This window comes from Flavobacterium circumlabens, from assembly GCF_004345565.1.
In the GTDB taxonomy this organism is placed as follows: domain Bacteria; phylum Bacteroidota; class Bacteroidia; order Flavobacteriales; family Flavobacteriaceae; genus Flavobacterium; species Flavobacterium circumlabens.
Genome location: NZ_SLWA01000005.1, coordinates 206,398 through 230,191, shown reverse-complemented (window position 1 = coordinate 230,191; position 23,794 = coordinate 206,398). Strand labels below are relative to the sequence as shown.

The window sequence follows — 23,794 nt, the reverse complement described above, 5'->3', positions numbered from 1 at the left end:
TTTTTAGAATTGAACTTTTACACTAAAGCTAATTTCTCTTACTGATGGCATAACACCAGTTTGGAATCCCTGGAAATTTCCGGAACTAAAACCAGCCTCAGGGTCTGCGTATGGTACGTTTTTGTGAATAATCCATATGTTGCTTCCATTTGCAGCAAAAGTCACATTGTTCATAAATGTGCCCTCTAAAAGCTTTGGTGGTAATTGATAGGCAATAGAAACTTCTCTCAGTTTCACATAGGAAGCATCATATACAAAGGCCTGATTCGGAAAAGATTTATATCCTAAGTTAGATTCCCCTTTATCAGTGGTAACCGCCGCTCTCACATTATTAGGAGTACCATCAGCCTGAACAGCCGGTAAGATTTGTCCGCCTGGCCTTGCATCAGTAAGTTTATTACGGATTGGATTCCCTAAATCATTTGTTCCGACAGTATTTTGATAAAGACCGTTGGCTTGCCCATATGCCTGATCTAATGAGAAGACATCTCCTCCTTTTTTAATATCAATTAAAAAACTAAAAGTTAATCTTTTGTAATTAAAAATATTATTGATACCACCTGTCCAGTCCGGAGTTACATTTCCAATAGCAACGTTACTCACTCTATCGTAGTTTCCATTTGGCAATACCACTCTTTCTCCATTTAAATATTTGTACCCGGAACCTTTGATTACGCCAAGTGGCTGGCCCGGAATAGCATTTAAGCTTGTTCCCTGATTAAATGTACCAATAACTACTTGCTGAAGGCCATCAGCTAAGGAGACAACCTTACTATCATTTTTATTCCAGTTGATTTTTGAAGTCCAGGAGAAATTTTGTGTCTTTACAGGAACTAACGTAAGCGTCAATTCTACACCTTTATTCGTAAGTTTTCCGGCATTTGTTGTTGTTCCGCTATATCCCGTTTCGGAACCTGTAGTGATATCCATAATCAGGTCTTTAGTCGTACTTTTATAAACAGAAGCTTCAAGACCAATTCTTCGCTTGAAGAATTGCAATTCAATTCCGGCTTCCTGCCCCTCAATAGTTTCCGATTTTAAGTTGGGATTTTTACGAATATTTTCATTGGAAAATATTGGATTATCATTAAAATTAGTTCCTTTGGTGTAAACCGGACTAATTACATGAACCTCGGCATCATTTCCCGTTTGAGCAAAATTAACCCGTAACTTACCAAATTCTAACCACGGTAAATTCAAATGTTTACTGAAAATATAAGTTCCTGTAACAGACGGATAATTGTATTTCGACTCTTTTGCAGGCAACGTAGATGATTCATCAATTCTAAAAGTTCCTTCAATGAAAAAAGTTTCCTTGTAATCGAAAGAGGCACTTGCATAGGCACTATTGACGCCACGTTCATCTAAAAATTCCCTTGGATTTTCTATGCCGCTAACGGAATTAGAAAGCGCATACATTTTTGGAATTAACAAACCTCCATTTGTTGATGCACGTATAGAACTGAGGCGGCTTCTTCTGCTTGACGCCCCAAGTAAACCTCTAAAGTTAAAGTCTTCTGCAATTTTGGCCTTAAAGTTTAATAATAAGTCAAGATTAATTTCTCTGAATCTCTTATCATATCTGGAATACCCTGAAATATTGCTGTCTACACCCGATCCTACCGCTACTCTTTCTTCCTGAGTTTCTGCATAGGTATCTACTGCTCCTCTTCCTGTTACAGAAAACCAGTTTGTAATTTCAGTGTTAATGGTAAAATTACCAAAGAAACGATCCCTGCTAAAATTGTTGTAATTCTCATAACGGCCAAAGTAAGGGTTGTCCCAATACAGAGGAGTTGTATTTGTTGTAGATCTTGGGTTCCAGGTAATATTTTTACCCGTTGATTTATAGGCGTGTTCCTGCTCTTTAAGATCTACATCAGTATGCCACCATTGTCTAAAGCTACCCATGATATTATCTGAATATCCGGTATCGTTTAATCCGGTTCCACCGGAAGCAATATAATTTGCAGTGGCAGCGATTTCTGTTTTGCTGCTTACTTTATAGCTGCCGGAAAAATTAAAATTGTTTTTCTTTATAGAGCTATTAGGCAAGATTCCGGTTTGATCGAAATTAGTGTAACCAAATCTAAAAGTGCCATTTTCATTCCCATTACTTATCGCAATATTGTTTGTATAAGTAGTAGAATGGTTAAAAAATGAGATCGGATCATTTTTAGCAGCTACCCAAGATGATGTTTTCCCATAAGTAGCTAATTCCGGATAATAGGAATTCCAGTTATAGACTCTCTGAGAGGAATTGAATGCCGGCCCCCACGATGCATCTTCTGCTACTATTGTTGGAAATTCCCCTTGTCCCAAATCTACTTTTGAACTGAATACAGAACTGTCCCCGCCTCCATATTGTTTTTGATACTGAGGAAGCGTTTTTTTGTCGGCAGTACCCGTTGAGATACCCGAACTAAAAGAAATCCCAAGCCCTTTTCCTTTTTTCCCTTTTTTAGTGGTAACAATTATAACACCATTTCCAGCTCTTGAACCGTACAAAGCAGATGCCGCAGCGCCTTTAAGTACGTTTATTGTTTCAATGTCATCCGGGTTAATATCTGATGCAGCATTTCCATAATCAAAACCGGAACGTCCCATTTTTTGATCAGCTGAATTTGAATTATCATTATTTAACGGGATACCATCAACTACCCAAAGAGCCTGATTGTTTCCGGTAATTGATTTAGAACCGCGTATGACCACGTTTGTTGATCCTCCGATGTTACCACTTCTTTTAATTTCAATACCGGCGACTTTTCCTGCAATTGAATTTGAAACGTTTCCTGTATTCACCTTTGTCAAATCTTCCCCATTAACCTCCTGAGTCGCATAGCCAAGAGATTTTCGATCTCTTTTAATTCCTAATGCAGTCGTTACCACAACACCTTCCAGTTCTTGTGCATTGTCAATTAATTTAACATTAATTATTGATGTACTTGCTGGTACTTCCTGAGTTTTCATTCCGATGTAACTGAATACCAACACCTGATTTAATGCTACCCGAATAGCATATTTCCCATCAAAATCAGTTTGAGTTCCTGCTTTCGTTCCTTTGACCAAAACACTAACGCCGAGCAAAGGCATTCCTGCATTGTCAGAAACTTTTCCTGTCACTGTTTTTTCCTGTGCAAAAGTAAATTGCAAAACAAGCGCGAAAAACAGGGACATTAATCCTTTTAATTTTTGTTTCATGATTTTTAATTTTAAAATTATGGGCCGAACTTTTTAAATTAAAATATTTTTAACAAGAATAATTACATATTTAACATTATAAAATGTAAACCTTATACTACTTTATAAACAATTATAAAATATTATTTAGAGTAAAATCTTACATAATTAAATTTATTTCAATGTTTTAACAAGACTGATGGATAGTAAAAACAGCAAATGAAAAATTCAGAATAAAAAGTGCTATAAGTCACATTTGAAATTTCATTAAATGGTTTGCAGAAAAATAAAAAACCGTCCAAAATTTATTCAGACGGTTTATCCTTATATCTATTAATAACTACAAGCGTACTAATTCAAAATAATTAAAAATGAATAATAAGGAGAATATCTCTAATCTCTAAAAATCAGCATTTGTGGGATATTTGTATGGATTGTTTAAGAATGACTCTTCTGTGGTATCTGAGCTACAAATTTGGCCTAAACTGACCTCTTGACTTTTGCATTTAAACAACGTAGGAAAATTAATATAATATATTTATATATGCAAATATAATCTTACTTTATTTTAAAAACAATAATTAAGTCATACTACGGATGCCTATTTTAGGAAACGTAAACCCTACTTTTTCAAAGGTTTAAGCAATAAAAAAGCCGATAGTGAACACTATCGGCTTTTCTAAATCTGTTTACTGAAATTTACATTCTCTCCGGAACTTCAATTCCTAATAACGTAAAAGCAGCTTTTATAACTTCAGCCACTTTTTGAGAAAGCTGAACTCTGAATATTTTTTTTGTAAGATCTACTTCGCCTAAAATATGTACGGACTGATAAAACGAATTGTATTCTTTTACCAGATCATAAGTGTAATTAGCAATTAACGCCGGGCTGTGATTCTGAGCAGCATTTTGAATTACTTCCGGGAAAAGTTCGATTTGTTTGACTAGTTCTTTTTCTTTGTCGTGTAAGGCTGTAGTATCCGTTTTACTTGAAAAATCGAAATCGGCTTTACGAATAATCGACTGGATTCTTGCATAAGTATATTGAATAAACGGACCCGTATTTCCGGCAAAGTCCACTGATTCTTCCGGATTAAACAAAATACGTTTCTTCGGATCTACCTTTAAAATATAATATTTAAGGGCTCCCAGACCAATTGTTTTGTATAATTTGGTTTTTTCGTCAGCAGAATAACTGTCCAGTTTTCCTAAATCCTCAGAAATTTGTTTTGCCGTAGCTGTCATATCCTGCATTAAATCATCGGCATCTACAACGGTTCCTTCGCGGCTTTTCATTTTTCCGGAAGGTAAATCAACCATTCCGTATGATAAATGATACAAACTTGAAGCCCAGTCAAAACCTAATTTTTTCAGGATTAAGAATAAAACTTTAAAGTGATAATCCTGCTCGTTACCAACGGTATAAACCATTCCGCCAACATCCGGCATATCTTTTACACGCTGAATGGCCGTTCCGATATCCTGGGTCATATAAACGGCTGTTCCGTCTGAACGAAGTACAATTTTACGATCCAGACCTTCATCTGTCAGATCAATCCAGACTGAACCGTCCGGATCTTTTTCGAAAACACCTTTATCAAGTCCCACCTGAACTACATCTTTTCCTAATAAATAGGTATTACTTTCATAATAATATTTGTCAAAATCAACGCCAAGATTAGAGTAAGTGGTAGCAAAACCATCATAAACCCACTGGTTCATCATTTTCCAAAGCGTAATCACTTTTTCATCCCCGGCTTCCCATTTCTTAAGCATATCCTGGGCTTCAATGATAATCGGAGCCTGTTTTTTTGCTTCTTCCTCTGTTTTTCCGGATTCCATCAATTGGAAGATTTCAGCTTTATACGCTTTATCGAACTCTACATAATATTTACCAACTAATTTATCTCCTTTTAAATTGGAACTTTCGGGAGTTTCTCCGTTTCCTAATTTCTCCCAGGCCAGCATCGATTTACAGATATGAATTCCACGATCGTTGATGATTTGTGTTTTATATACTTTTTTACCCGAAGCCTTAATAATCTCGGCAACAGAATATCCTAACAAATTGTTACGAACGTGACCTAAGTGTAGAGGTTTATTGGTATTTGGCGAAGAATATTCGACCATAATGGCTTTCTCCTCCGGATTTTGAGTTGCATAACCAAATTTTGCATTGTCCTTTATTTCATTAAAGAAATTCAAATAATAACGATCAGCAATCACAATGTTTAAAAAACCGGATACGACGTTGAAACGCGCCACTTCGGAAACATTTTCAACCAGATAATTTCCGATTTTATTTCCTAACTCAACAGGATTACTTTTAATCACTTTTAGTAAAGGAAACAGTACCATGGTGATATCGCCTTCAAACTCTTTTCTGGTAGTCTGAAACTCAATTTTATCAACACTGACATCAAATAATGCTTGTATTGCTTTTTGTATAGAAGGTGTAAGAATTTGTGATAATGACATGTAAACTTATTTTTAAAGTGAGCAAAGATACTGCTTATTCACCAATTAGAGAAAATCAAAAACATATAAAATTATTGAAAAGAGTCAGAATTTCACAAAAAACACTTTATTTCAATTGTTAAAATTATCAAAAAATCAAAACCTTAATCTCTTATAAAACAGCGGGTCTTTAAAAAAATGCAAATTTTCTTTTTATTTTTTGTAACATATCGATAACAAAAGAGTCTTAATAGGGACTTTGAATTCATTTCAAAAGAAAAAAAAACTAAAAAAACTAAAAACAAATCATCATCAATCAAATCAAATCAATCAAGTACCACGTTATGAAATTAAAATTCTTTCTGTTCGCATTACTGGGTGTAATGGCAACAGCGCAGGCTCAGAATTCGGGGAAAGTCTCCGGAAAAATTACCGAAAAATCGAACAATGCTCCAATTTCATATGCTACGGTTTCGATCAAAGACAACGGAAAGGTAGTTTCCGGACTAAACACAGATGATAATGGTGATTTTAGCTTTAAAAATTTAGCTTTAAAAAACTATACCATCGAAATTCAGTACATTGGATTTAGAAAATATGTGGGTTCGATTATTTTAAGCGACAACAAAAAAGAAGCAATTGTCAAAGTAGCTCTTGAAGAAGAAGCTACACAGCTAAAAGGCGTAAACATTGTAAATGAACGTTCTACAATAGAACAAAAAATTGATCGTAAAGTGGTTACCGTAGGAAAAGACCTGACTACAGCGGGAGCTTCGGCATCTGACATTATGAACAATATTCCTTCTGTAAACGTTGACCAGGACGGAAAACTTTCGCTTCGCGGAAATGATAATGTACGTGTCTTAATTGACGGAAGACCCAGTAATATTGATCCGGCCCAGTTATTAAAACAGATTCCGTCAACTTCTATCAAAAAAATTGAGCTGATTACCAATCCAAGTGCCAAGTACAATCCGGAAGGAATGTCCGGAATTATCAACATCATTTTGCATAAAAATGCTAATACAGGCTTCAACGGAAGTTATAGTGGTGGTATTACTTTTGGTGAAACGGCCAAATACAATCAGTCATTGGATTTGAATTATAAAACCGGAAAAGTGAACTTTTTTGGGAATTTGGGACAAAACTTCGGAACTTATTTTAATGATGGTCTGATCCGAAGATTTGATGAGAATATTGTACAGGATCTGGACATTAAAAATGAGAATGATTCTTACCTCTACAAGATTGGTATGGATTTCCTGATCAACGATCACAATACTTTGTCTTTTTACACGAATCAGAATAAATCGACCGGAAAAGGATTTGTAGATACTGACATTGATTATAACAATGGGGATCCGGACATTAAAAATATCTTTCAAAAATCTAAATATTCAGGACCTGAAGAAACAGGAACGTATAATTTAGCTTATAAACATATTTTCAAAAAAGAGGGTCATACTTTAGATTTTGAAGGAAACTACAGCGATAGCAAAGAAACTCAAAATGCCAATTTTGATACTAAAACGACAGCTCCCGATAATACAGTGAAAAACATAATTTACAACGATTTGATTAAAAGCGATCGTCAGTTAAGCACCATGAATATTGATTATGTGAATCCATTAAGCGAAAAATCAACCCTTGAAGCTGGTGCCGAAGCCAGAATTACCAGAACAGGCAATGATTATGCAACTGGAAATCCCGTTGTTGCGGCAAAAGATCAAATATCAAACTATACCTATGATACCGATATTTACTCTGCTTATGTAACTTTCGGACAGAAGTATAAAAAATTCAGTTATCAGGTAGGAGCCCGTTTTGAAAGTTATAAAGTGGCTGCCAATCTGAATTACGGCCAGAAAAAATTTGATGATGATTACATTACGCTGTATCCTTCTGCTTATTTGACGTACAACCTAAATGAGAAAAATACTTTACAGCTTAGTTACAGCCGTCGTGTAGATCGACCAAGTTTAGAGCAGACAAAGCCTATTCGTGAATTCTCTACTCCTTTGGTAACTTCACTTGGAAATCCTGAACTGAGACCTCAGTTTACGAATTCAGTTGAAGTAAATTATACCAAAACATTAGAAAAAGGAAGTTTTACTGCCGGAGTATTTGTAAGACAAATCAATGATCAGATCAGCAGAATTTTATATCCTGATGTGGCCGACCTGACTGGTAAAAAACAGATTATGTCTTTTACCAACTACGACAGCAACACCGCTTATGGATTTGAAGCTTCTTTTAATTATAAAATTACAAAATGGTGGGACATCTCTCCATCTATTGATTTCTCGAGTATTAATCAGCAAGGGATTTTGTTTTTATATGACAGACCGAGCAAAATGAGTAATCCGATCGAAAGAAAAATTACTGTATCGGCTTTCAACGCTCGTATGAACTCCAATTTTAAAGTGAACAAACGTTTAAGCTTCCTGTTATTCGGGTTTTACAAAGGGCCAAGCGACGGACTTCAAAATAATAGTCATGAAATGTACAAAATGGACATAGGTTCACGTTATACACTGTTAGACAACAAGATGAATATCAGTGTACGTTTCAATGACGTATTCAATACGATGAAATATGCTTTCGATACAATGTATCCTTATCCTCAGGCAGGACAGTTTACATGGGAGAGCCAGACTGTATATTTAGGTTTAACCTATAACTTTGGAGGAGGAAAAATCAAAAAACTGCAGCGTAAACAAAGAGAAGACAACACTAATAAAGACGGTGGCGGAATGTTTTAGTCCCGTTCGTATTAGCAGATTTTTATATTTTTAATAATTTTTTGTAGAGAAAAGGCCTGGAGTTTGCCAACTTCAGGCCTTTTTTATTTCCAATCAAGAGCGACGTCTATCGAAAATTAGCTCTTATTTTTTTTATTTCCTCAGGATCCGCTGTTTCCGAATGATCCGTAATGGCAGAAGAATGATAAAAAGTCGGTTCCAGTTTATCTTGTAAGATTTGAATATTTGAAGATCTCAAACCTCCTCCGGGCATAATCATAATTCGTTTGCCTGCCAATTTTTGAATTTTCTCTAAAACTGAAATTCCCTCCAGAACATTTACGCCCTGTCCGGAAGTCAGAATCGTTTTAAAACCGCAGTCTATTACATCTTCCAAAGCTTGTTCTACGTTTTCAACAACATCAAAAGCGCGGTGAAAAGTACAGGAAAGCGGACTGGCTAAATTCACCAATTCTTTATTCCTTACCTTATTTACACCGCCATCTTCGTTTAAAACTCCAAAAACAAACCCATTGACGCCTAATTTTTTAAATTGTTTGATTTCTTGTTTCATTTCGATCAGCTCTTCATCAGAATAAACGAAATCTCCACCGCGGGGCCTGATAATGACATGCATTGGAATCGACAATTGTTCCCGGACTCTTACTCCCAAAATATAATTTGGCGTTGTTCCTCCGAGTTGCATATTCTCACATAATTCAATTCGGTCTGCTCCATTTTCCTGGGCAATCAAAGCAGATTCAAAATTAAAACAGGCTATTTCGAGTTGATTTTTTTTCATTTTTACTGTATTACAACAATTTTTTTCAAGAAGATTTCTCGTTTTCTGAAATCAAAAAATAAACAGTTCAAAAATAAAAAACCTGTTCAGAAAGTGAACAGGTTTTAATATAATATTAAGACAGAAATTTTACCATTTAATAATAGCACTTCCCCAAGTGAATCCACTTCCGAAAGCAGCTAGGACAACTGTATCTCCTGTTTTTATTTTTCCTTGTTCCCAGGCTTCTGTCAAAGCAATCGGAATAGAGGCAGCCGTTGTATTTCCGTATTTCTGGATGTTGTTATGTACCTGATCATCCGACAGCTTGAATTTGTTTTGAATGAATTGTGAAATTCTCAAATTCGCCTGATGTGGAATCAGCATATTAATATCAGAAACCTGTAAACCATTTGCTTCCAGACCTTCATTGATGACCTCAGCAAAACGAACTACTGCATTTTTAAACACAAATTGTCCGTTCATATACGGATAATAACTTTCGTCATTAGGATCATTATCGGCCAGAATATCGGTTACCCAGCGCGCTCCCATTCCCGGTGCCTGTAACGCCAGTTCTTCAGCGTGTTGCCCTTCTGAGTGTAAATGCGTGGATAAAATTCCTTTTGTCAAATCTTCTTCACGACTTAAAACTGCCGCTCCCGCTCCATCTCCAAAAATCACCGAAACGCCACGTCCGCGGGTTGTCATGTCCAATCCTGTTGAATGCACTTCGGAACCAATTACCAGAATGTTTTTATACATTCCTGTTTTGATATATTGGTCTGCAACTGAGATTGCGTAAATAAAACCGGAACATTGATTTCTAACATCTAAAGCCCCAACAGTTCCTAATCCTAAATCACGTTGTACCAAAACTCCCGGTCCTGGAAAATAGTAATCCGGACTTAATGTAGCAAAAACTACAAAGTCTATATCTTCTTTGGCAATGCCGGAACGTTCGATCGCAATTTTAGCTGCTTTTACTCCCATAGAAGTTGTGGTATCCTCTCCACGAATGATATGTCTGCGCTCCTGAATTCCTGTTCTTTCCTGAATCCATTCGTCATTGGTATCAATAATCTTGGACAAATCATCGTTGGTTACAACATTTGAAGGAACATAATATCCTAAGCCCGCTATTTTTGAATGATACATATTCTTTTTATTATTTGTTAAAAAATTGGATTGCAAATCTAAGTATACTTTAAAACATAAGCGTACAAATTACTATTTTTTTCGTAATTGACAATTTAATATACTTCAATAATAGTTTATATTGATTCGTTTTAAATTCCGATAAATCAATTAATTCCTATAAAACCTAAAAAAAGTTAAATTTAGAACTTAAAATGTAACAAGACTAAAGTACTTTAGACAAACATTTATCGGTATCATTTTTTAAACCCCTAAAATTCAAATTATGAAATTAAAGGTTACACTATTACTACTTCTAAATTTTGGTTTTTTTGGCTTTGCACAAGAAAATCTAACCTATCAGAAACCTTCCAAATCAATTTTAGATTTAGCGGATTACGAAAGGGCTCCTTCTGTATCTATGGATACTAAAAAAGAATATATGCTGCTGTCTTACAGAAACACCTATAAGACATTAGATGATTTAAATCAGGAAGAGCTTCGCCTTGCGGGTTTACGAATCAATCCTGTCACTAACATTTCAAGTACAGTAACTTATATTAACAACCTGAAAGTCCGAAAAATAAGCAGCACAGATGAAATACAGGTTACAGGTTTGCCGGATAATCCTAAAATAAGCAATGTGCTCTGGTCGCCAAACGATAAAAAAATTCTGTTTTCACACACGACCAAGTCAGGGGTTGAACTTTGGGTTTTAGATGTTGCTACTGCAAAAGCGACCAGGCTTACCGAGGCAACTGTCAATGCCAATCTTGGTAATCCGTTTAGCTGGTTTTTAGATAATGAAACTATATTGGTAAAAATGCTTCCTAAAAACAGACAGCCTTTACTGGATTCCAAAAAAGACCTGCCAACGGGACCAATTGTTTCGAATACTTCAGGAGAGAAATCCCAAAACAGGACGTATCCGGATATGTTGAAAAACAAAAATGATGAAATTAATTTTGAAAATAGCGTGACTTCAGAATTATACAAAGTAAACCTTAACGGAACCGCTACCTTATTTAAAGAAGCTTCTATGTTTGCCGGAGAAAGAATTTCGCCTGATGGCAATTATATCATGCTGACCACGATTCAGAAGCCATTTTCTTATGTAGTTCCCTTAAACAGATTCCCTTCTAAAACCATTGTTTATGACATTAGAGGAAAAGAAATTAAAACCGTTAATGAAGTTCCTTTAAACGAAATTATTCCTAAAGGATTTATGGCGGTACGAAAAGGGAAAAGAGAAATGAGCTGGAGAAATGACAAACCTGCTACTTTGGCCTATGTGACTGCTTTAGACGAAGGAAATCCTGCAAATAAGGCAGACTTCAGAGATGAAGTTTTTCTTTGGGATGCTCCTTTTACAAACGATCCGATTACCCTGGTAAAATTACCGCAGCGTTTTTCGGGTATAACCTGGGGGAACGATAATATTGCCATTGTTTCTGATGAATGGTATGATACCCGTAATGTAAAGACCTATTTAATTAATCCATCCACTCCGGGACAAGAGCCAAAACTAATTACAGACAGGAACTCACAAGATGTCTATTCTGATCCGGGTACTTTTGAAACCAGAAAAAACGAGTATAACAAATATGTCTTAGCCCTTGAAAAAGACAATGCTTACCGTATTGGGGAAGGTTATACAAAAGAAGGCCAGTTTCCGTTTATAGATGAATTCAATTTTAAAACCTTAAAAAACAAACGCCTTTATACTTCTTCCTATAAAGACAAAAAAGAAGATTTGATAGAGATTGAAGATTTTAAAACCGGAAAAGTTTTGGTACAAATCCAGTCCAAAAATGACTATCCGAATTATTATTTCAGAAACATCAAAAAACAAAATAGCCTGACCCCTATTACAGCTTTCAAGAACCCTTTCGAAAGCATTAAAAATGTCAGCAAGGAAGTAATCAAATACAAACGTAAGGACGGTGTTGAACTTTCAGGCACATTATACCTGCCTGCTGGTTACGACAAGGCGAAAAAGGAAAAACTGCCCTTGTTAATCTGGGCGTATCCGGCTGAATATAAAGACAAAAACAGCGCGGGGCAATCGACACAAAATCCAAATGAATTTACTTTTCCGTATTACGGATCATTTGTCTACTGGGTTACTAAAGGATATGTCGTTTTAGACGATGCGGCTTTCCCGATCATTGGTGAAGGTACAACAGAACCGAATGACAATTTCATTTCACAATTAGTCGATAATGCCGAAGCAGCCATCAATGCAGTAGATGCCTTAGGCTATATAAACAGAAAGAAAGTAGCTATTGGCGGGCATTCGTATGGTGCTTTTATGACGGCTAACTTATTGACGCATTCTAATCTTTTTGCCTGTGGAATTGCCAGAAGTGGTGCTTATAACAGAACTTTGACACCATTCGGATTTCAAAGCGAGCAGCGCAATTACTGGGAAGCCCCAGAAGTTTACAATACAATGTCTCCTTTTATGAATGCTGATAAAATGAAAACTCCGCTTTTGCTGGTGCATGGTGAAGCAGATAATAATCCGGGAACTTTTACCTTACAGACAGAACGTTATTTCCAGGCTTTAAAAGGATTGGGAGCTCCGGCAAGAATGGTGATTTTACCTAAAGAAGCTCATGGATATGTTGCAAAAGAGAACATATTGCATTTGCTTTGGGAACAGGATCAGTTTTTAGAAAAGTATTTGAAAAACTAGTCTTTTTTTAGGGTACAAAGGTTCATAGTCGCAAAGTGGCAAAGGTTTTCTTTCTTAGTCGCTAAGTTTCTGAATTACTGAGATGCTAAGTTTTTTTTAAATAATAAACCCGACAGGTTTTAAAAACCTGTCGGGTTTTGTATTAAGTATCAAATAATTTTTTCTTATAAATAATTTAAGGCCAGAAAAACACTTTCTTCAACCGGTAAATCAATTTCACTCTCAAAGAAAACCAATTGTCGTTTATATACCGATTCTATCAGATAATGATTTCCTCTAAAATAAGTTCTTCTGATTTTAACCGGCAAATTAGATTCCGAAACCATTTTAAACTGATGCGGGTACACTAATGTTTTATGTGCTTGATCTTCATAGTCGAGTAATAAATGTGTTGCGATTTCATTTACTTCTCCGAAAAGTGACGCTACATATTTCGTTTCAGGATCTTCATAGATTTTTGTCGGATTGTCTTTTACAATGATTTCACCGCTTCTCATTACAATAGCTTCATCAGCAAATGACAAAGCGTCTGTACTATCGTGGGTGGCAATGATACAGGTAATTCCTTTTTGTTTTAAATAGCGAAATAAATTTCGTCGCAACGCATTTTTACGAAAGGCATCTATCTGGCTGAAGGGTTCATCAAGTAAAATAACTTCTGGTTCTAAAGCCAAAACTCTGACCAAAGCAACTCTTTGCTGTTGTCCTCCACTCAAAAATTTAGCTTTCACATGTGCAAACTGATCCATTTCTACCATTTCCAGTAATTCCTGAACGCGCAGTTTTTTCATATTGGCAAAACCATTCGAAAGAAACTTCCCGACATTCTCTGCTACAGTTTCATAGGGAGACAGGTCAAAATCCTGTGCCAGATATTTCATAAAGGGCATTCCGGGAATCAAATTGTGTTTTGGACCCAAAACAGGTTTTTCATTATAAAAAATCTGACCTTCATCTAAATCATACAATCCATACATAAGCTTAAGGAGCGTACTTTTTCCGCAGCCACTTTCCCCTATAATAGCAATATTCTGCCCTTTTTCTATTGAAAAAGTCACATTTTTAATAACCGGCGCATCCGTATACGAAAAGGAGATATTTTTTATATCAAGCATTGAATTCTAATTGAGGATTCAAATTTACAACCTTTAAAACCGAAAGTCAAAAAAAAGCAATTAGATAATTCATAAAAAAAATATTTTTATTTTGTAGTACTTTTTGTATGTATTTGGACTCGCATAATATTAATTGTATATTTTAAGTAATCAAATAATGGGTAAAACAAAAAAAATATTTATTGTAAAACTTCTGGCTTTAGCCATTTTTCTAATTTTATACGGATGCAGTGCGGAAATTGACAAATCTGAAATACCAAACCAGGAAAAAGAAAACTTTATAATCCTGCATAAAAATTATGATTACTTTAAATCAAATACTTCCCTTTTCAACAGGCTTAAAAATTTAGACAATCTAAAATCTAATGTCACAAGTAAAAATATCCAAACAGAGGATTTTAAAATTTTCACAGATAATATTACCTATACTAAAAGGCCTGATAAATTACGTGAATCTTACACGTTTTATATAGAAAAGCTAAACTATGCTTCAAATAAAACAATAGACAATCTGATTTTAGCCAGAAATTTAGGTGATGAAAAGTTCAAAGCTTACATCATTACCTATTATTTTCCTGATGGAATAGCGAGCCAGCATAATAACTTTAAGATAACCGAATTTAAAGAAATCAATAGCGAAACTTTTTCGATTCAGAATATAACCTCTAAAAAAAACTGCGAGAACACTTATGAGTTCAATATAATAGAAACCGCACATAAATGTTATAGTGGTGCTCATTCAGGAGAGTCGCAGGCAGGTCAGTGTGATGGAAATGGTGCTCCACCTTATTCAACTTATCAGGTTGTGGCTTACTTAACAAACTCTTGTGGAGAGGGTACCACCGGGGGAAGTACTGATGGAGGACCAAGTGGTCCAGGCGGAGGTGGCGGTTCAGGAAGTGGCGGTGGCGGTGGGCCTGCTGTAGATACCGGAATATCACTACCTCCTCCCTGTCAATCTGCAGATTGTGGTGTACCAATACTTGCTAATGAAATAAATGATTTATTAGGAAGCACACTTGATTATTCACAGTTGGAGTTTCTGTCGCATCATGATGATGTTGCCGCTTCCCTTAAAAGTTTTTTAGGCCAGAATAATACTGCTGCTGATAAGAGTTTTGTAAAACAAATTATAGATGTTGTAAAAAATGATGCAGCAGTAGATTCAAAAGCCTTTAGTTTCGTTTTAAGCGCGCAAGCTGATACTAAAATCCAGACAGATTTAGATAATAATTTTTTATTGTCTGTAGACCAATATATGGATTTGGACGTTGCAAGCTATTTAACAGCCGACCCGGGAGGGCTTTTATGGATACAATTTACGATTGAATGTGCCGTTTTACGAGCAAATCATCCAGATTGGAGTGATACTAAAATACATTGGGAAGCTTCAAAAGGATTTGTACACATAACACTTGATGTATTTGGCTTAGTTCCTCTGTTCGGAGAGGCTGCTGATTTAATTAATGGAGGTTTATATACAATTGAAGGTGACGGAGTAAATGCAACTTTAAGCTACGCAAGTGCCATACCAATAGTTGGTTGGGCGACAGCAGGAACTAAAATTGGATTAAAAGTAATTACAACAGCAACTGGAAAAACAACATTATTTTTGAAAATTACCAATGGAGTATTTACCTTTGGTTCTCGTTCACAATTAAGAAAAGTATTAAACATAACAGCATCAGGAATTCAGGCACATCATATTATCCCCTGGGCAAAAAGTATACATCCTGCAATTCAAAAAGCTGCTAAATCAGGGAAATTCCATATGAATGAAGCTTTAAATGGTATTCCTTTAAGTACAGCTATTCATAATGGTAGTCATGCACATTATGATAATTTAGTTCAAAACTATTTGGACAGAATTCCATCAAACTTAACTCCAGAACAAGCTTACAATGAGCTATCAATCTTAATAACTAAAATTAAGACCGCTATTCAAAATAATCCAAATATACCAATAAACCAGTTAAATTTTTAACCTATGAAATATTATTCTATAGAACCGGCTTTAAATGCAAAAGTATTAGGGAATTATCCGCAGGTAAAGAATATTAAATTCAATTGTCATGTTTGGGATGAACCTAAATTTATTGAACATACACATTTTACTAAAATTAATTTTGAACCTATTACTGCCAACGCAGTTTTATATGCCAAATCGAATATTACTGATCTTATAAGCGTAACAGGAATGGGTTTTACATTGAAACCTTTAATAAGTGAAAAACTAAAAACCATATTAGAAAAAAATAGGAAAACGGGATTGCAATTTTTTAAGTCTCCCGTTATACATCAAGATAAAATCATTGATACTTATTATGTTTTAAACATGTATGAAGTTGACATGAGTTTTATTGATTTTAAAAAATCGGAAGTTTATCTGACTGAAAATACATTTAATCTTATTGAAAAATTAAAAATTAAATCCTATGCAGAATTTATTACAGAAAAATCTGGAATAGATAAAAAAGGATATCCATTCGGAATCCATATCACAAAATTCAACTTTTTAGATGATTTAAAACAAGATTTTTTCTTAATTCAAAATATAGAAGGTGGATCAAAATATATTGTTTCTGAAAAACTAAAAATTGAAATTGAAGAATCTGACTGCACTGGTATTGAATTTAAGCCAGTAGAATTATCCTTAAATGAATGGCTTCACGAAGAAAGAGAAAAAGTATATGGTAAAGCTTAATAAACAAAAATTACAAATCACATCATAAAAATGGAAATGAATCATTTAGAGAAAACAGGAAAGATAAAAACAATTTTTATTTCAATTAGCATATTAATGGTATCACTCCATACGATATATTTTTACAATTCTACTATGCCGGAAATTGAATTAAAAAAAATTATTCAACAGACAATACGATTCCTTTTAACAATTGGATTATTGATACTGGTGTATAGAGGGAAAAATTGGGCCAGAATCCTTTCCGTAATATTATTTTCTCTTGGAATTCTGGGTGCAATTATTGGTTTAATTACCATCAAAACAGCCCCAGTTAATAAAACTCCACTTATTGTGATGATTCTTGTTTACTCCATAGCAGTGTATCACTTTTGGTTTTCAAAAAGTTTTAAAGCCTTTTTTGATTATCAAGGAATGATTACTAAAACCTAACAAATCAATATAGTTCAGCCTATTGAATTCCTAATATCGTAGAATAGAAAAAAATGGAACAAATAAAACAAAATCTTGAAAAATATTTTAATCATCATTTTGAAATTATAAATAGTTTTTCCTTGAATGCTGTCATAAACGAATACATTACAGAAAACAATAATTATTATCTTTCATTAGGCATTAACAATTATATGGAAGATGAGGAAGTAAAAGAATTAACGAAAATAAAAGACAATCAAAAATTAATCAACTCATTTTTAGAAGTAAAGAAATTAAACATTAATGAAGCTGAAATTATTGAAAGTTTCAAAAACGACATTATTAATGCTATCCGAAAATTAACAAAAATCATAAAAAAAGATGAAAAGAGTACTATTTACCAATCCATGTTTATCGAACATGATTTTTTCCCGTTAGGTTATATTAGAATTTACGGAAAAGGACAATTCTCAATAAACAAAAAACCCTCTTACCTTAATTTTGATTATAATAACGAATTGCTTAGCGAAGATTGTAAAATAGATTACTCGCCTGTTTGGAAAGAATATTTAAAATTCAATTCAATTTTAGAAGAATTAGAATTAGATAATTATCTACTGGATAGTACATTTTATGAATCTCTAACTCAAGTCTATATATACAAAGTCTTTTTACTATTAAACAAAACGTTTCAACAACTCGAATCAAAAATATTTGAAGGAATTAACATTCATAGACCATTTTATATCTATGGAAATGAACATGACTGTGAAGCCAGCAATATTTATGTATTTAAATAAACGAAAAGAGTAATTACAAAAAAAAAGCTGTTCATTACGAACAGCTTTTTTCAAATTATATTGTATAGAAACTATTTTCCAGCTTCTGTCTTTGCATCATTAACCATTTTGTCATTTGCAGTAATCGCAAATTCAACACGACGGTTTTGAGTTCTTCCTTCCGGAGTATCATTGGTGGCAATAGGATCAGCAATTCCTAAACCTGAAGTTTTAAAACGGCTTGATTTTAATCCTTTAGCCACTAAATAAGACTGCACAGCCGCAGCTCTTTGTCCTGAAAGTGTCATATTGTATTCTGGTTTTCCGGTATTATCGGTATAACCAAAAATTTCAATATTAGTATCTCCGTATTCATTAAATACAGGAACTAATTTATCTAAATTTGCTTTTGCCTGAGCGGTAAGAGTTGATTTATTAGTATCAAAACGAACTGCATTTTCATTCAACGTTAAGTGAATTCCTTCACCTACTCTTTCAACATCAGCTCCTGGTAAAGCCTGATCGATTTCACGAGCCTGCTTATCCATTTTATTTCCGATAAGTGCTCCTGTTCCACCACCTACAGCAGCTCCAATAGCAGCTCCTAAAGCGGCGTTTCCACCTTTACCTAAATTATTTCCTAATATACCGCCAATAATACCACCTGCAACAACTCCGATTCCGGCTCCTTTTTGTGTATTATTTGCATTTTTTACTGAATCACAACTTATAAAAAAACTAGTTAATATAAGTAAACTGCTCAAACCTAAAACTGTTATCTTTCTCATTTTTATCCTTTTTAATATTAATTAGCTCTTTGAAATTGGTACGTTACCTCTTTTGCCTGACCTCCAACATTGATGTTGTCGATTAACTGGAATGAAGTATCCGTTAAGCCTGCTACTTTAAGCAAATAACCTGATTTTACATTTTTTGATTTTGTACCGGGCTCAACAATTTTAAGAACAAAAAGTCCCTGATTATTGATACTCCAGACAATTGGAGAAGTAAATGCTGTACAGCTTGGTGCTGTAAGAGTCATTGTTCCTTTATTGTTGTTTGAAATAAAATTCCAGGTACTGCCAATAAAGCATTTTGAATCGGCAAGATCAAATGAGTTCACTTTTATGTACTCAGAACCGGGATAGGAAACATTGGTAAGAACCCAATTTCCTTTAATAGCTACCTGAGTAGATTTGTCAAGTTTAGTCGAAAGCGGCGTTGCTTCAGTTGAAGCTGTTGACGAAGCTGATTTACACGCAAATAACATCGTGGCAATCAAGCAAATGAAAATAATTTTCTTCATTTTGTACATTTATTTAAGTTAATACTTACACGTTTAACAATTATTATAGCACAAATATACAATTCATTGAACATCTTTCGTTTTAGAATCTGATTATTTTCTTTCAAAATTAACACTTACGACATTTTGTCATTCGAAAAACAATTGGTATTCTATTTGACTAAATGAAAGTCATCACATTAAACTAAAAATTAAAAAATATGACAACAGGTAAAATTAATGTTTCAGTAGAAAACATCTTTCCCTTAATCAAAAAATTCTTGTACAGCGACCACGAAATCTTTTTACGTGAGCTGGTTTCAAACGGAACCGATGCTACTTTAAAATTAAAACACCTAATAAGTATTGGTGAGGCAAAAGTAGAATACGGGAATCCGGTGATTGAAATTAAGATTGATAAAGAAGGTAAAAAAATCCACATTATCGATCAGGGTTTAGGAATGACAGCCGATGAAGTAGAAAAATACATCAATCAGGTTGCTTTTTCAGGAGCTGAAGAATTCCTGGACAAATACAAAGATTCTGCTAAAGATTCCGGAATTATTGGTCATTTCGGTCTTGGTTTCTATTCTGCCTTTATGGTTGCAGAGAAAGTAGAAATTATTACTAAATCTTACAAAGACGAACCTGCAGCGCACTGGACCTGTGACGGAAGCCCTGAATTTACTTTAGAGCCAGCTGACAAAACTTCACGCGGAACGGAAATCATCCTTCATGTTGCAGAAGATTCCCTTGAATTTTTAGAAGATTCAAAAATCAGCGGTTTATTGAATAAATACAATAAGTTTATGCCTATTCCGATTAAATTCGGAACAAGAACAGAAACACTTCCAAAACCGGAAGATGCTCCTGAAGATTACGTAAATGAAACTGTTGAAACAGACAATATCATCAATAACCCAAACCCGGCGTGGACCAAACAGCCAACTGAATTATCGGATGAAGATTATAAAAATTTCTACAGAGAGTTGTATCCAATGCAATTCGAAGAGCCTTTATTCAATATTCATTTAAATGTTGATTATCCGTTTAACTTAACCGGAATTTTGTATTTCCCGAAATTAGGTTCGGATATGCAGATTCAAAAAGATAAAATTCAATTGTACCAAAACCAGGTTTACGTTACCGATAACGTAGAAGGGATTGTACCTGAATTTTTAACGATGTTAAAAGGGGTTATCGATTCTCCGGATATTCCTTTGAACGTTTCCCGTTCAGGATTACAGGCTGATGGTGCAGTTAAGAAAATCTCCAACTATATCACTCGTAAAGTAGCAGATAAACTGAAAGCATTATTTACTGAAAACCGTGCTGATTTTGAACAAAAATGGAACGATATTAAAATCGTTTTGGAATACGGAATGCTTTCTGAAGACAAATTCTACGAAAAAGCAGGTGCCTTCGTCCTATACCCTACGGTTGACGATACGTACTTTACTCTTGAAGAATTAAAAGAAAAACTGAAAGACAACCAAACCGATAAAGACGGAAAACTGATTGTTTTATATGCCGGAAATAAAGATGCTCAGCACTCTTATATTGAAACTGCGAAAGAAAAAGGATATGAAGTATTACTTTTGGACTCTCCTATTATTTCGCATTTAATTCAGAAAATTGAAGGTGATAACAGCGGTTTAACTTTCGTTCGTGTCGATTCTGATCATATTGATAATCTGATCAAAAAAGACGAAAACACGATTTCTAAATTATCTGATGAAGAAAAAGAGACTCTAAAAACTTCATTGGAGTCTTACATTCCAAAAGCGTATTCTGTACAATTGGAAGCTATGGACAGTCAGGCGGCTCCGTTTATTATCACGCAGCCGGAATTTATGCGCAGAATGAAAGAAATGAGCCAGTCTGGTGGCGGTGGAATGTTCGGAATGGGAAATATGCCGGAAATGTACAATCTGGTTGTCAATACTAATTCTGATTTGGCTGCCAGTATTTTAAATACAGAAGACAAAACACATCAGGAGCATTTGGTAAAACAAGCTTTAGACCTGGCTAAACTATCACAAAACCTTTTAAAAGGAGAAGCTCTAACCGCTTTTGTGAAAAGAAGTTTTGAAATGATCAAATAAGAGTATCTCTGATATTTTACTTAAAAGCCTGCAAGTTTATATTTGCAGGCTTTTTTTATTCACTTAACTTATACCAGTTCATTCCGATTGAAAGGTTTAAAAAATTAATTAGAAATTTATACAACATTATTCCACAAGAAAACGTTTTAAAATCCTGTAACTGAGCGTACAGGTTTTTTTATTGTCGTTCATTTTTTTATTACATTTGAGTGCCTTTTTAACCTAATTAAAAAACAAAACTACTATGAAAAAAAACCTTATTTTACTACTAACCTTTTGTGCCACAGGGCTAATCAATATTTCTTGTTCCAGCGATAAAGAGACCACTACCACTAATCAGACAGATGTATCTTCGGTTGGAGCATCAATTGCAATTGATGCCACAAACGAAATGGACCTAAAAACCGGATTATTTATTTCGTCAAAAACGGCTGCAACAGGAAAAGCGGCAGAAACTTCTCCCGGAATTTGCGGAACAGTTACAATTACGCAGCAAAGTGCCGAATCTTACCCAAAAATATTTACAGTAGATTACGGAACAGCCGGCTGTTCAGACAATCAATTGATGAGAAAAGGAAAACTAAAAGTCACTCTTTCCGGTCCGATAACTACAACGGGAAGCAAAATGACCATTGAAAGAATTGATTATTCTATTAACGGAATAAAATTAGAAGGAACAATTGAATATACGAATACTACAACTATTGCAACTGTACCACAATTTAGCAGAAAAGTAACCAATGGAAAATTTACAGATTTAGCCGGTAAAGTTTTCCTTAATACCGGAATCTTTACGCTAAAACAAACCGCTGGTGTTGACACTCCTTTTGTCTTAGAGGATAATGTCTACGAAATGACTGAAGGAACACATACTGTAACTTCATCAAACGGAGCAACCTTAACACTAACTGTTCAGGAAGCCTTAATAAAAAAATATTCTTGTGAGTTTATTTCTAAAGGAAAACTAAAAATTCAGGGCGGTTTACTTAATGGAATTGTCGATTACGGAAACAATGATTGCGATAGCAAATACACTTATACAAATGAAAACGGCGCTGTATTTAACTTACTTATGTAACTAAACAAGTTTGCTAAAAATGAAAAATCCCAATTTAGAAATAGATTGGGATTTATTTTAAGTAAAATTTAAACGCTACTTCCTTACATTCAAACTATTTTCTTTATTTTGCAGCAAAATCTAAAAAACCAATGAAAAAATCAATTATTGCCTTTGCTGCAATTGCTCTACTGGCATCCTGCAGCAAAAAAGAAACTACTGACGGTTTACATCTTACTGGAAACATAAAAGGATTAAAAAAAGGAACTTTATACATTCAAAGAGTGGTTGACACTTCTCTTGTTGCTATTGACTCGGTTAAAATCGACGGAAATTCAAGTTTTGAAAGAGATATAAAATTAGACTCACCGGAAATGCTTTATTTATTCCTGGATCGTGGCGTAACAAATTCACTGGACAATAATATTCTATTTTTTGCTGAGCCGGGAAATGTTAACATCGAAACAAACCTGGACAATTTTATATATGGTGCTAAAATTACCGGATCTAAGAATCAGGAATTATTCGAAGAATATAAAAAAATAAATTCCCGTTTTAATGATGAAAACCTTAATATGGTTGAATCCAAATTTAATGCGATCAAAAGACAGGATCAAAAAGCGGTTGACAGTATTGATGCCAAACAACAGTCTAATATCAAAAGAAAGTACTTATTCGCTACCAACTTTGCTATCAACCATAAAGATCACGAAATAGCGCCTTATATCGCTTTGGCTGAGATTTATGACATCAATATTAAATTTCTGGATACCATTCAAAAATCAATGACACCAAAAGTAGCACAATCCCTTTACGGTAAAAAACTAACAAAGTATGTTAGTGATATTAAAAAAGAAGAACAGAAATAGCTTTCTGAACATTATAAAATTACAAGGACGTCCTGAAAATTCAGGGCGTTTTTTTGATCCAATCCGAAATTTCAATGTAAAATTTCAATTTTCAAATTCCAAATTCCAACCGCAACTTCAATTGGAATTTGGAATTTAATTTAAGTTTGGATCAAAAAAAAAAAACCATCACAAAAGTGATGGTTAATTTATGTTGAGCCGGCGGAGGGACTCGAACCCACGACCTGCTGATTACAAATCAGCTGCTCTAGCCAACTGAGCTACGCTGGCGACTCATTACGGGTGCAAATATAAAGTGGTTTTTTGTATTTTCCAAAATAAATTCACGCTTTACTTTAAATAAAAAAACCACCACTAAAAAGTGATGGTTTTACGCTGAGCCGGCGGAGGGACTCGAACCCACGACCTGCTGATTACAAATCAGCTGCTCTAGCCAACTGAGCTACGCTGGCGACTCATTACGGGTGCAAAT

Annotated in this window: 16 protein-coding genes and 2 tRNA genes; 9 read left to right on the top strand and 9 right to left on the bottom strand. The window is 34.6% G+C overall.

Translation table 11 applies throughout. From position 1 onward, the window contains the following. Positions 1-3: 3 nt before the first annotated feature. Together EV142_RS13835 and argS are read right to left on the bottom strand one after the other, a co-directional pair. Positions 4-3,201 (bottom strand): SusC/RagA family TonB-linked outer membrane protein, encoded by a 3,198-nt coding sequence (locus tag EV142_RS13835; protein ID WP_132036457.1) that lies wholly within the window; start codon positions 3,199-3,201, stop codon positions 4-6. 678 nt (positions 3,202-3,879) lie between these two features. After that, positions 3,880-5,658: an arginine--tRNA ligase gene (gene argS / locus EV142_RS13830; protein ID WP_132036456.1), complete on the bottom strand. Its 1,779-nt coding sequence runs from the start codon at positions 5,656-5,658 to the stop codon at positions 3,880-3,882. A 323-nt stretch (positions 5,659-5,981) separates the two neighbouring features. On the opposite strand from argS, the gene EV142_RS13825 reads away from it, so the two are divergent. Beyond that, positions 5,982-8,399 (top strand): TonB-dependent receptor domain-containing protein, encoded by a 2,418-nt coding sequence (locus EV142_RS13825; RefSeq protein WP_132036455.1) that lies wholly within the window; start codon positions 5,982-5,984, stop codon positions 8,397-8,399. Between the two features lie 106 nt (positions 8,400-8,505). Here the strand turns inward: EV142_RS13825 and EV142_RS13820 are convergent, their stop codons facing one another. Together EV142_RS13820 and EV142_RS13815 are read right to left on the bottom strand one after the other, a co-directional pair. After that, the gene (locus tag EV142_RS13820; RefSeq protein WP_132036454.1) at positions 8,506-9,180 is read right to left on the bottom strand and encodes a copper homeostasis protein CutC; all 675 of its coding nucleotides are present in this window, start codon (positions 9,178-9,180) and stop codon (positions 8,506-8,508) included. Between the two features lie 129 nt (positions 9,181-9,309). Continuing rightward, positions 9,310-10,317 carry a 3-oxoacyl-ACP synthase III family protein gene (locus tag EV142_RS13815; RefSeq protein ID WP_132036453.1) on the bottom strand — a complete coding sequence of 336 codons (1,008 nt, stop codon included), beginning with the start codon at positions 10,315-10,317 and terminating at the stop codon, positions 9,310-9,312. A gap of 265 nt (positions 10,318-10,582) precedes the next feature. Between EV142_RS13815 and EV142_RS13810 the strand changes: the two genes are divergently transcribed. Continuing rightward, positions 10,583-12,994 carry a S9 family peptidase gene (locus tag EV142_RS13810; RefSeq protein WP_132036452.1) on the top strand — a complete coding sequence of 804 codons (2,412 nt, stop codon included), beginning with the start codon at positions 10,583-10,585 and terminating at the stop codon, positions 12,992-12,994. Between the two features lie 164 nt (positions 12,995-13,158). Here EV142_RS13810 and EV142_RS13805 read toward each other — a convergent pair whose 3' ends face one another. Then, on the bottom strand, positions 13,159-14,109 hold the full coding sequence (locus EV142_RS13805) for an ABC transporter ATP-binding protein (RefSeq protein ID WP_132036451.1): 951 nt from the start codon (positions 14,107-14,109) through the stop codon (positions 13,159-13,161). 157 nt (positions 14,110-14,266) lie between these two features. Here EV142_RS13805 and EV142_RS13800 point away from each other — a divergent pair, with 157 nt between their 5' ends. Genes EV142_RS13800 through EV142_RS13785 form a run of 4 tightly spaced genes read left to right on the top strand, consistent with a single transcriptional unit; the run spans position 14,267 to position 18,027 of the window. Continuing rightward, positions 14,267-16,093, top strand: coding sequence for an AHH domain-containing protein (locus EV142_RS13800; RefSeq protein ID WP_132036450.1), 1,827 nt, complete (start codon positions 14,267-14,269; stop codon positions 16,091-16,093). Positions 16,094-16,096: 3 nt separating this feature from the next. Then, entirely contained in the window at positions 16,097-16,813 is a 717-nt protein-coding gene (locus EV142_RS13795) for an imm11 family protein (RefSeq protein ID WP_132036449.1), read from the top strand. 30 nt (positions 16,814-16,843) lie between these two features. Further along, a complete protein-coding gene (locus EV142_RS13790) occupies positions 16,844-17,245 on the top strand; it encodes a hypothetical protein (protein ID WP_134092224.1) in 402 nt (133 codons plus the stop codon). Positions 17,246-17,298: 53 nt separating this feature from the next. Next, positions 17,299-18,027, top strand: a complete 729-nt coding sequence (locus EV142_RS13785; protein WP_132036447.1) for a hypothetical protein — start codon at positions 17,299-17,301, stop codon at positions 18,025-18,027. 71 nt (positions 18,028-18,098) lie between these two features. Here the strand turns inward: EV142_RS13785 and EV142_RS13780 are convergent, their stop codons facing one another. Both EV142_RS13780 and EV142_RS13775 read right to left on the bottom strand, forming a co-directional pair. Further along, positions 18,099-18,794: an OmpA family protein gene (locus EV142_RS13780; RefSeq protein WP_132036446.1), complete on the bottom strand. Its 696-nt coding sequence runs from the start codon at positions 18,792-18,794 to the stop codon at positions 18,099-18,101. Between the two features lie 17 nt (positions 18,795-18,811). Beyond that, the gene (locus EV142_RS13775; protein WP_132036445.1) at positions 18,812-19,312 is read right to left on the bottom strand and encodes a lipocalin family protein; all 501 of its coding nucleotides are present in this window, start codon (positions 19,310-19,312) and stop codon (positions 18,812-18,814) included. 200 nt (positions 19,313-19,512) lie between these two features. On the opposite strand from EV142_RS13775, the gene htpG reads away from it, so the two are divergent. The 3 genes from htpG to EV142_RS13760 all read left to right on the top strand — a co-directional run bounded on the left by htpG (position 19,513) and on the right by EV142_RS13760 (position 23,322). Further along, on the top strand, positions 19,513-21,396 hold the full coding sequence (gene htpG / locus EV142_RS13770; protein WP_132036444.1) for a molecular chaperone HtpG: 1,884 nt from the start codon (positions 19,513-19,515) through the stop codon (positions 21,394-21,396). A 244-nt stretch (positions 21,397-21,640) separates the two neighbouring features. Further along, positions 21,641-22,474, top strand: a complete 834-nt coding sequence (locus tag EV142_RS13765; protein WP_132036443.1) for a hypothetical protein — start codon at positions 21,641-21,643, stop codon at positions 22,472-22,474. Between the two features lie 131 nt (positions 22,475-22,605). Beyond that, positions 22,606-23,322 carry a DUF4369 domain-containing protein gene (locus EV142_RS13760; RefSeq protein ID WP_132036442.1) on the top strand — a complete coding sequence of 239 codons (717 nt, stop codon included), beginning with the start codon at positions 22,606-22,608 and terminating at the stop codon, positions 23,320-23,322. A gap of 196 nt (positions 23,323-23,518) precedes the next feature. On the opposite strand, the gene EV142_RS13755 is transcribed toward EV142_RS13760, so the two are convergent. Then, positions 23,519-23,592: transfer RNA gene (locus EV142_RS13755), tRNA-Thr, on the bottom strand. A gap of 108 nt (positions 23,593-23,700) precedes the next feature. Beyond that, positions 23,701-23,774, bottom strand: a tRNA-Thr gene (locus EV142_RS13750). Positions 23,775-23,794: the final 20 nt, after the last annotated feature.

What these genes read in the sequence shown, in the direction of transcription:
- EV142_RS13835 (WP_132036457.1), bottom strand. Translation starts at nt 3,201, where the DNA reads ATGAAACAAAAATTAAAAGGATTAATGTCCCTGTTTTTCGCGCTTGTT.
- argS (WP_132036456.1), bottom strand. Translation starts at nt 5,658, where the DNA reads ATGTCATTATCACAAATTCTTACACCTTCTATACAAAAAGCAATACAA.
- EV142_RS13825 (WP_132036455.1), top strand. Translation starts at nt 5,982, where the DNA reads ATGAAATTAAAATTCTTTCTGTTCGCATTACTGGGTGTAATGGCAACA.
- EV142_RS13820 (WP_132036454.1), bottom strand. Translation starts at nt 9,180, where the DNA reads ATGAAAAAAAATCAACTCGAAATAGCCTGTTTTAATTTTGAATCTGCT.
- EV142_RS13815 (WP_132036453.1), bottom strand. Translation starts at nt 10,317, where the DNA reads ATGTATCATTCAAAAATAGCGGGCTTAGGATATTATGTTCCTTCAAAT.
- EV142_RS13810 (WP_132036452.1), top strand. Translation starts at nt 10,583, where the DNA reads ATGAAATTAAAGGTTACACTATTACTACTTCTAAATTTTGGTTTTTTT.
- EV142_RS13805 (WP_132036451.1), bottom strand. Translation starts at nt 14,109, where the DNA reads ATGCTTGATATAAAAAATATCTCCTTTTCGTATACGGATGCGCCGGTT.
- EV142_RS13800 (WP_132036450.1), top strand. Translation starts at nt 14,267, where the DNA reads ATGGGTAAAACAAAAAAAATATTTATTGTAAAACTTCTGGCTTTAGCC.
- EV142_RS13795 (WP_132036449.1), top strand. Translation starts at nt 16,097, where the DNA reads ATGAAATATTATTCTATAGAACCGGCTTTAAATGCAAAAGTATTAGGG.
- EV142_RS13790 (WP_134092224.1), top strand. Translation starts at nt 16,844, where the DNA reads ATGGAAATGAATCATTTAGAGAAAACAGGAAAGATAAAAACAATTTTT.
- EV142_RS13785 (WP_132036447.1), top strand. Translation starts at nt 17,299, where the DNA reads ATGGAACAAATAAAACAAAATCTTGAAAAATATTTTAATCATCATTTT.
- EV142_RS13780 (WP_132036446.1), bottom strand. Translation starts at nt 18,794, where the DNA reads ATGAGAAAGATAACAGTTTTAGGTTTGAGCAGTTTACTTATATTAACT.
- EV142_RS13775 (WP_132036445.1), bottom strand. Translation starts at nt 19,312, where the DNA reads ATGAAGAAAATTATTTTCATTTGCTTGATTGCCACGATGTTATTTGCG.
- htpG (WP_132036444.1), top strand. Translation starts at nt 19,513, where the DNA reads ATGACAACAGGTAAAATTAATGTTTCAGTAGAAAACATCTTTCCCTTA.
- EV142_RS13765 (WP_132036443.1), top strand. Translation starts at nt 21,641, where the DNA reads ATGAAAAAAAACCTTATTTTACTACTAACCTTTTGTGCCACAGGGCTA.
- EV142_RS13760 (WP_132036442.1), top strand. Translation starts at nt 22,606, where the DNA reads ATGAAAAAATCAATTATTGCCTTTGCTGCAATTGCTCTACTGGCATCC.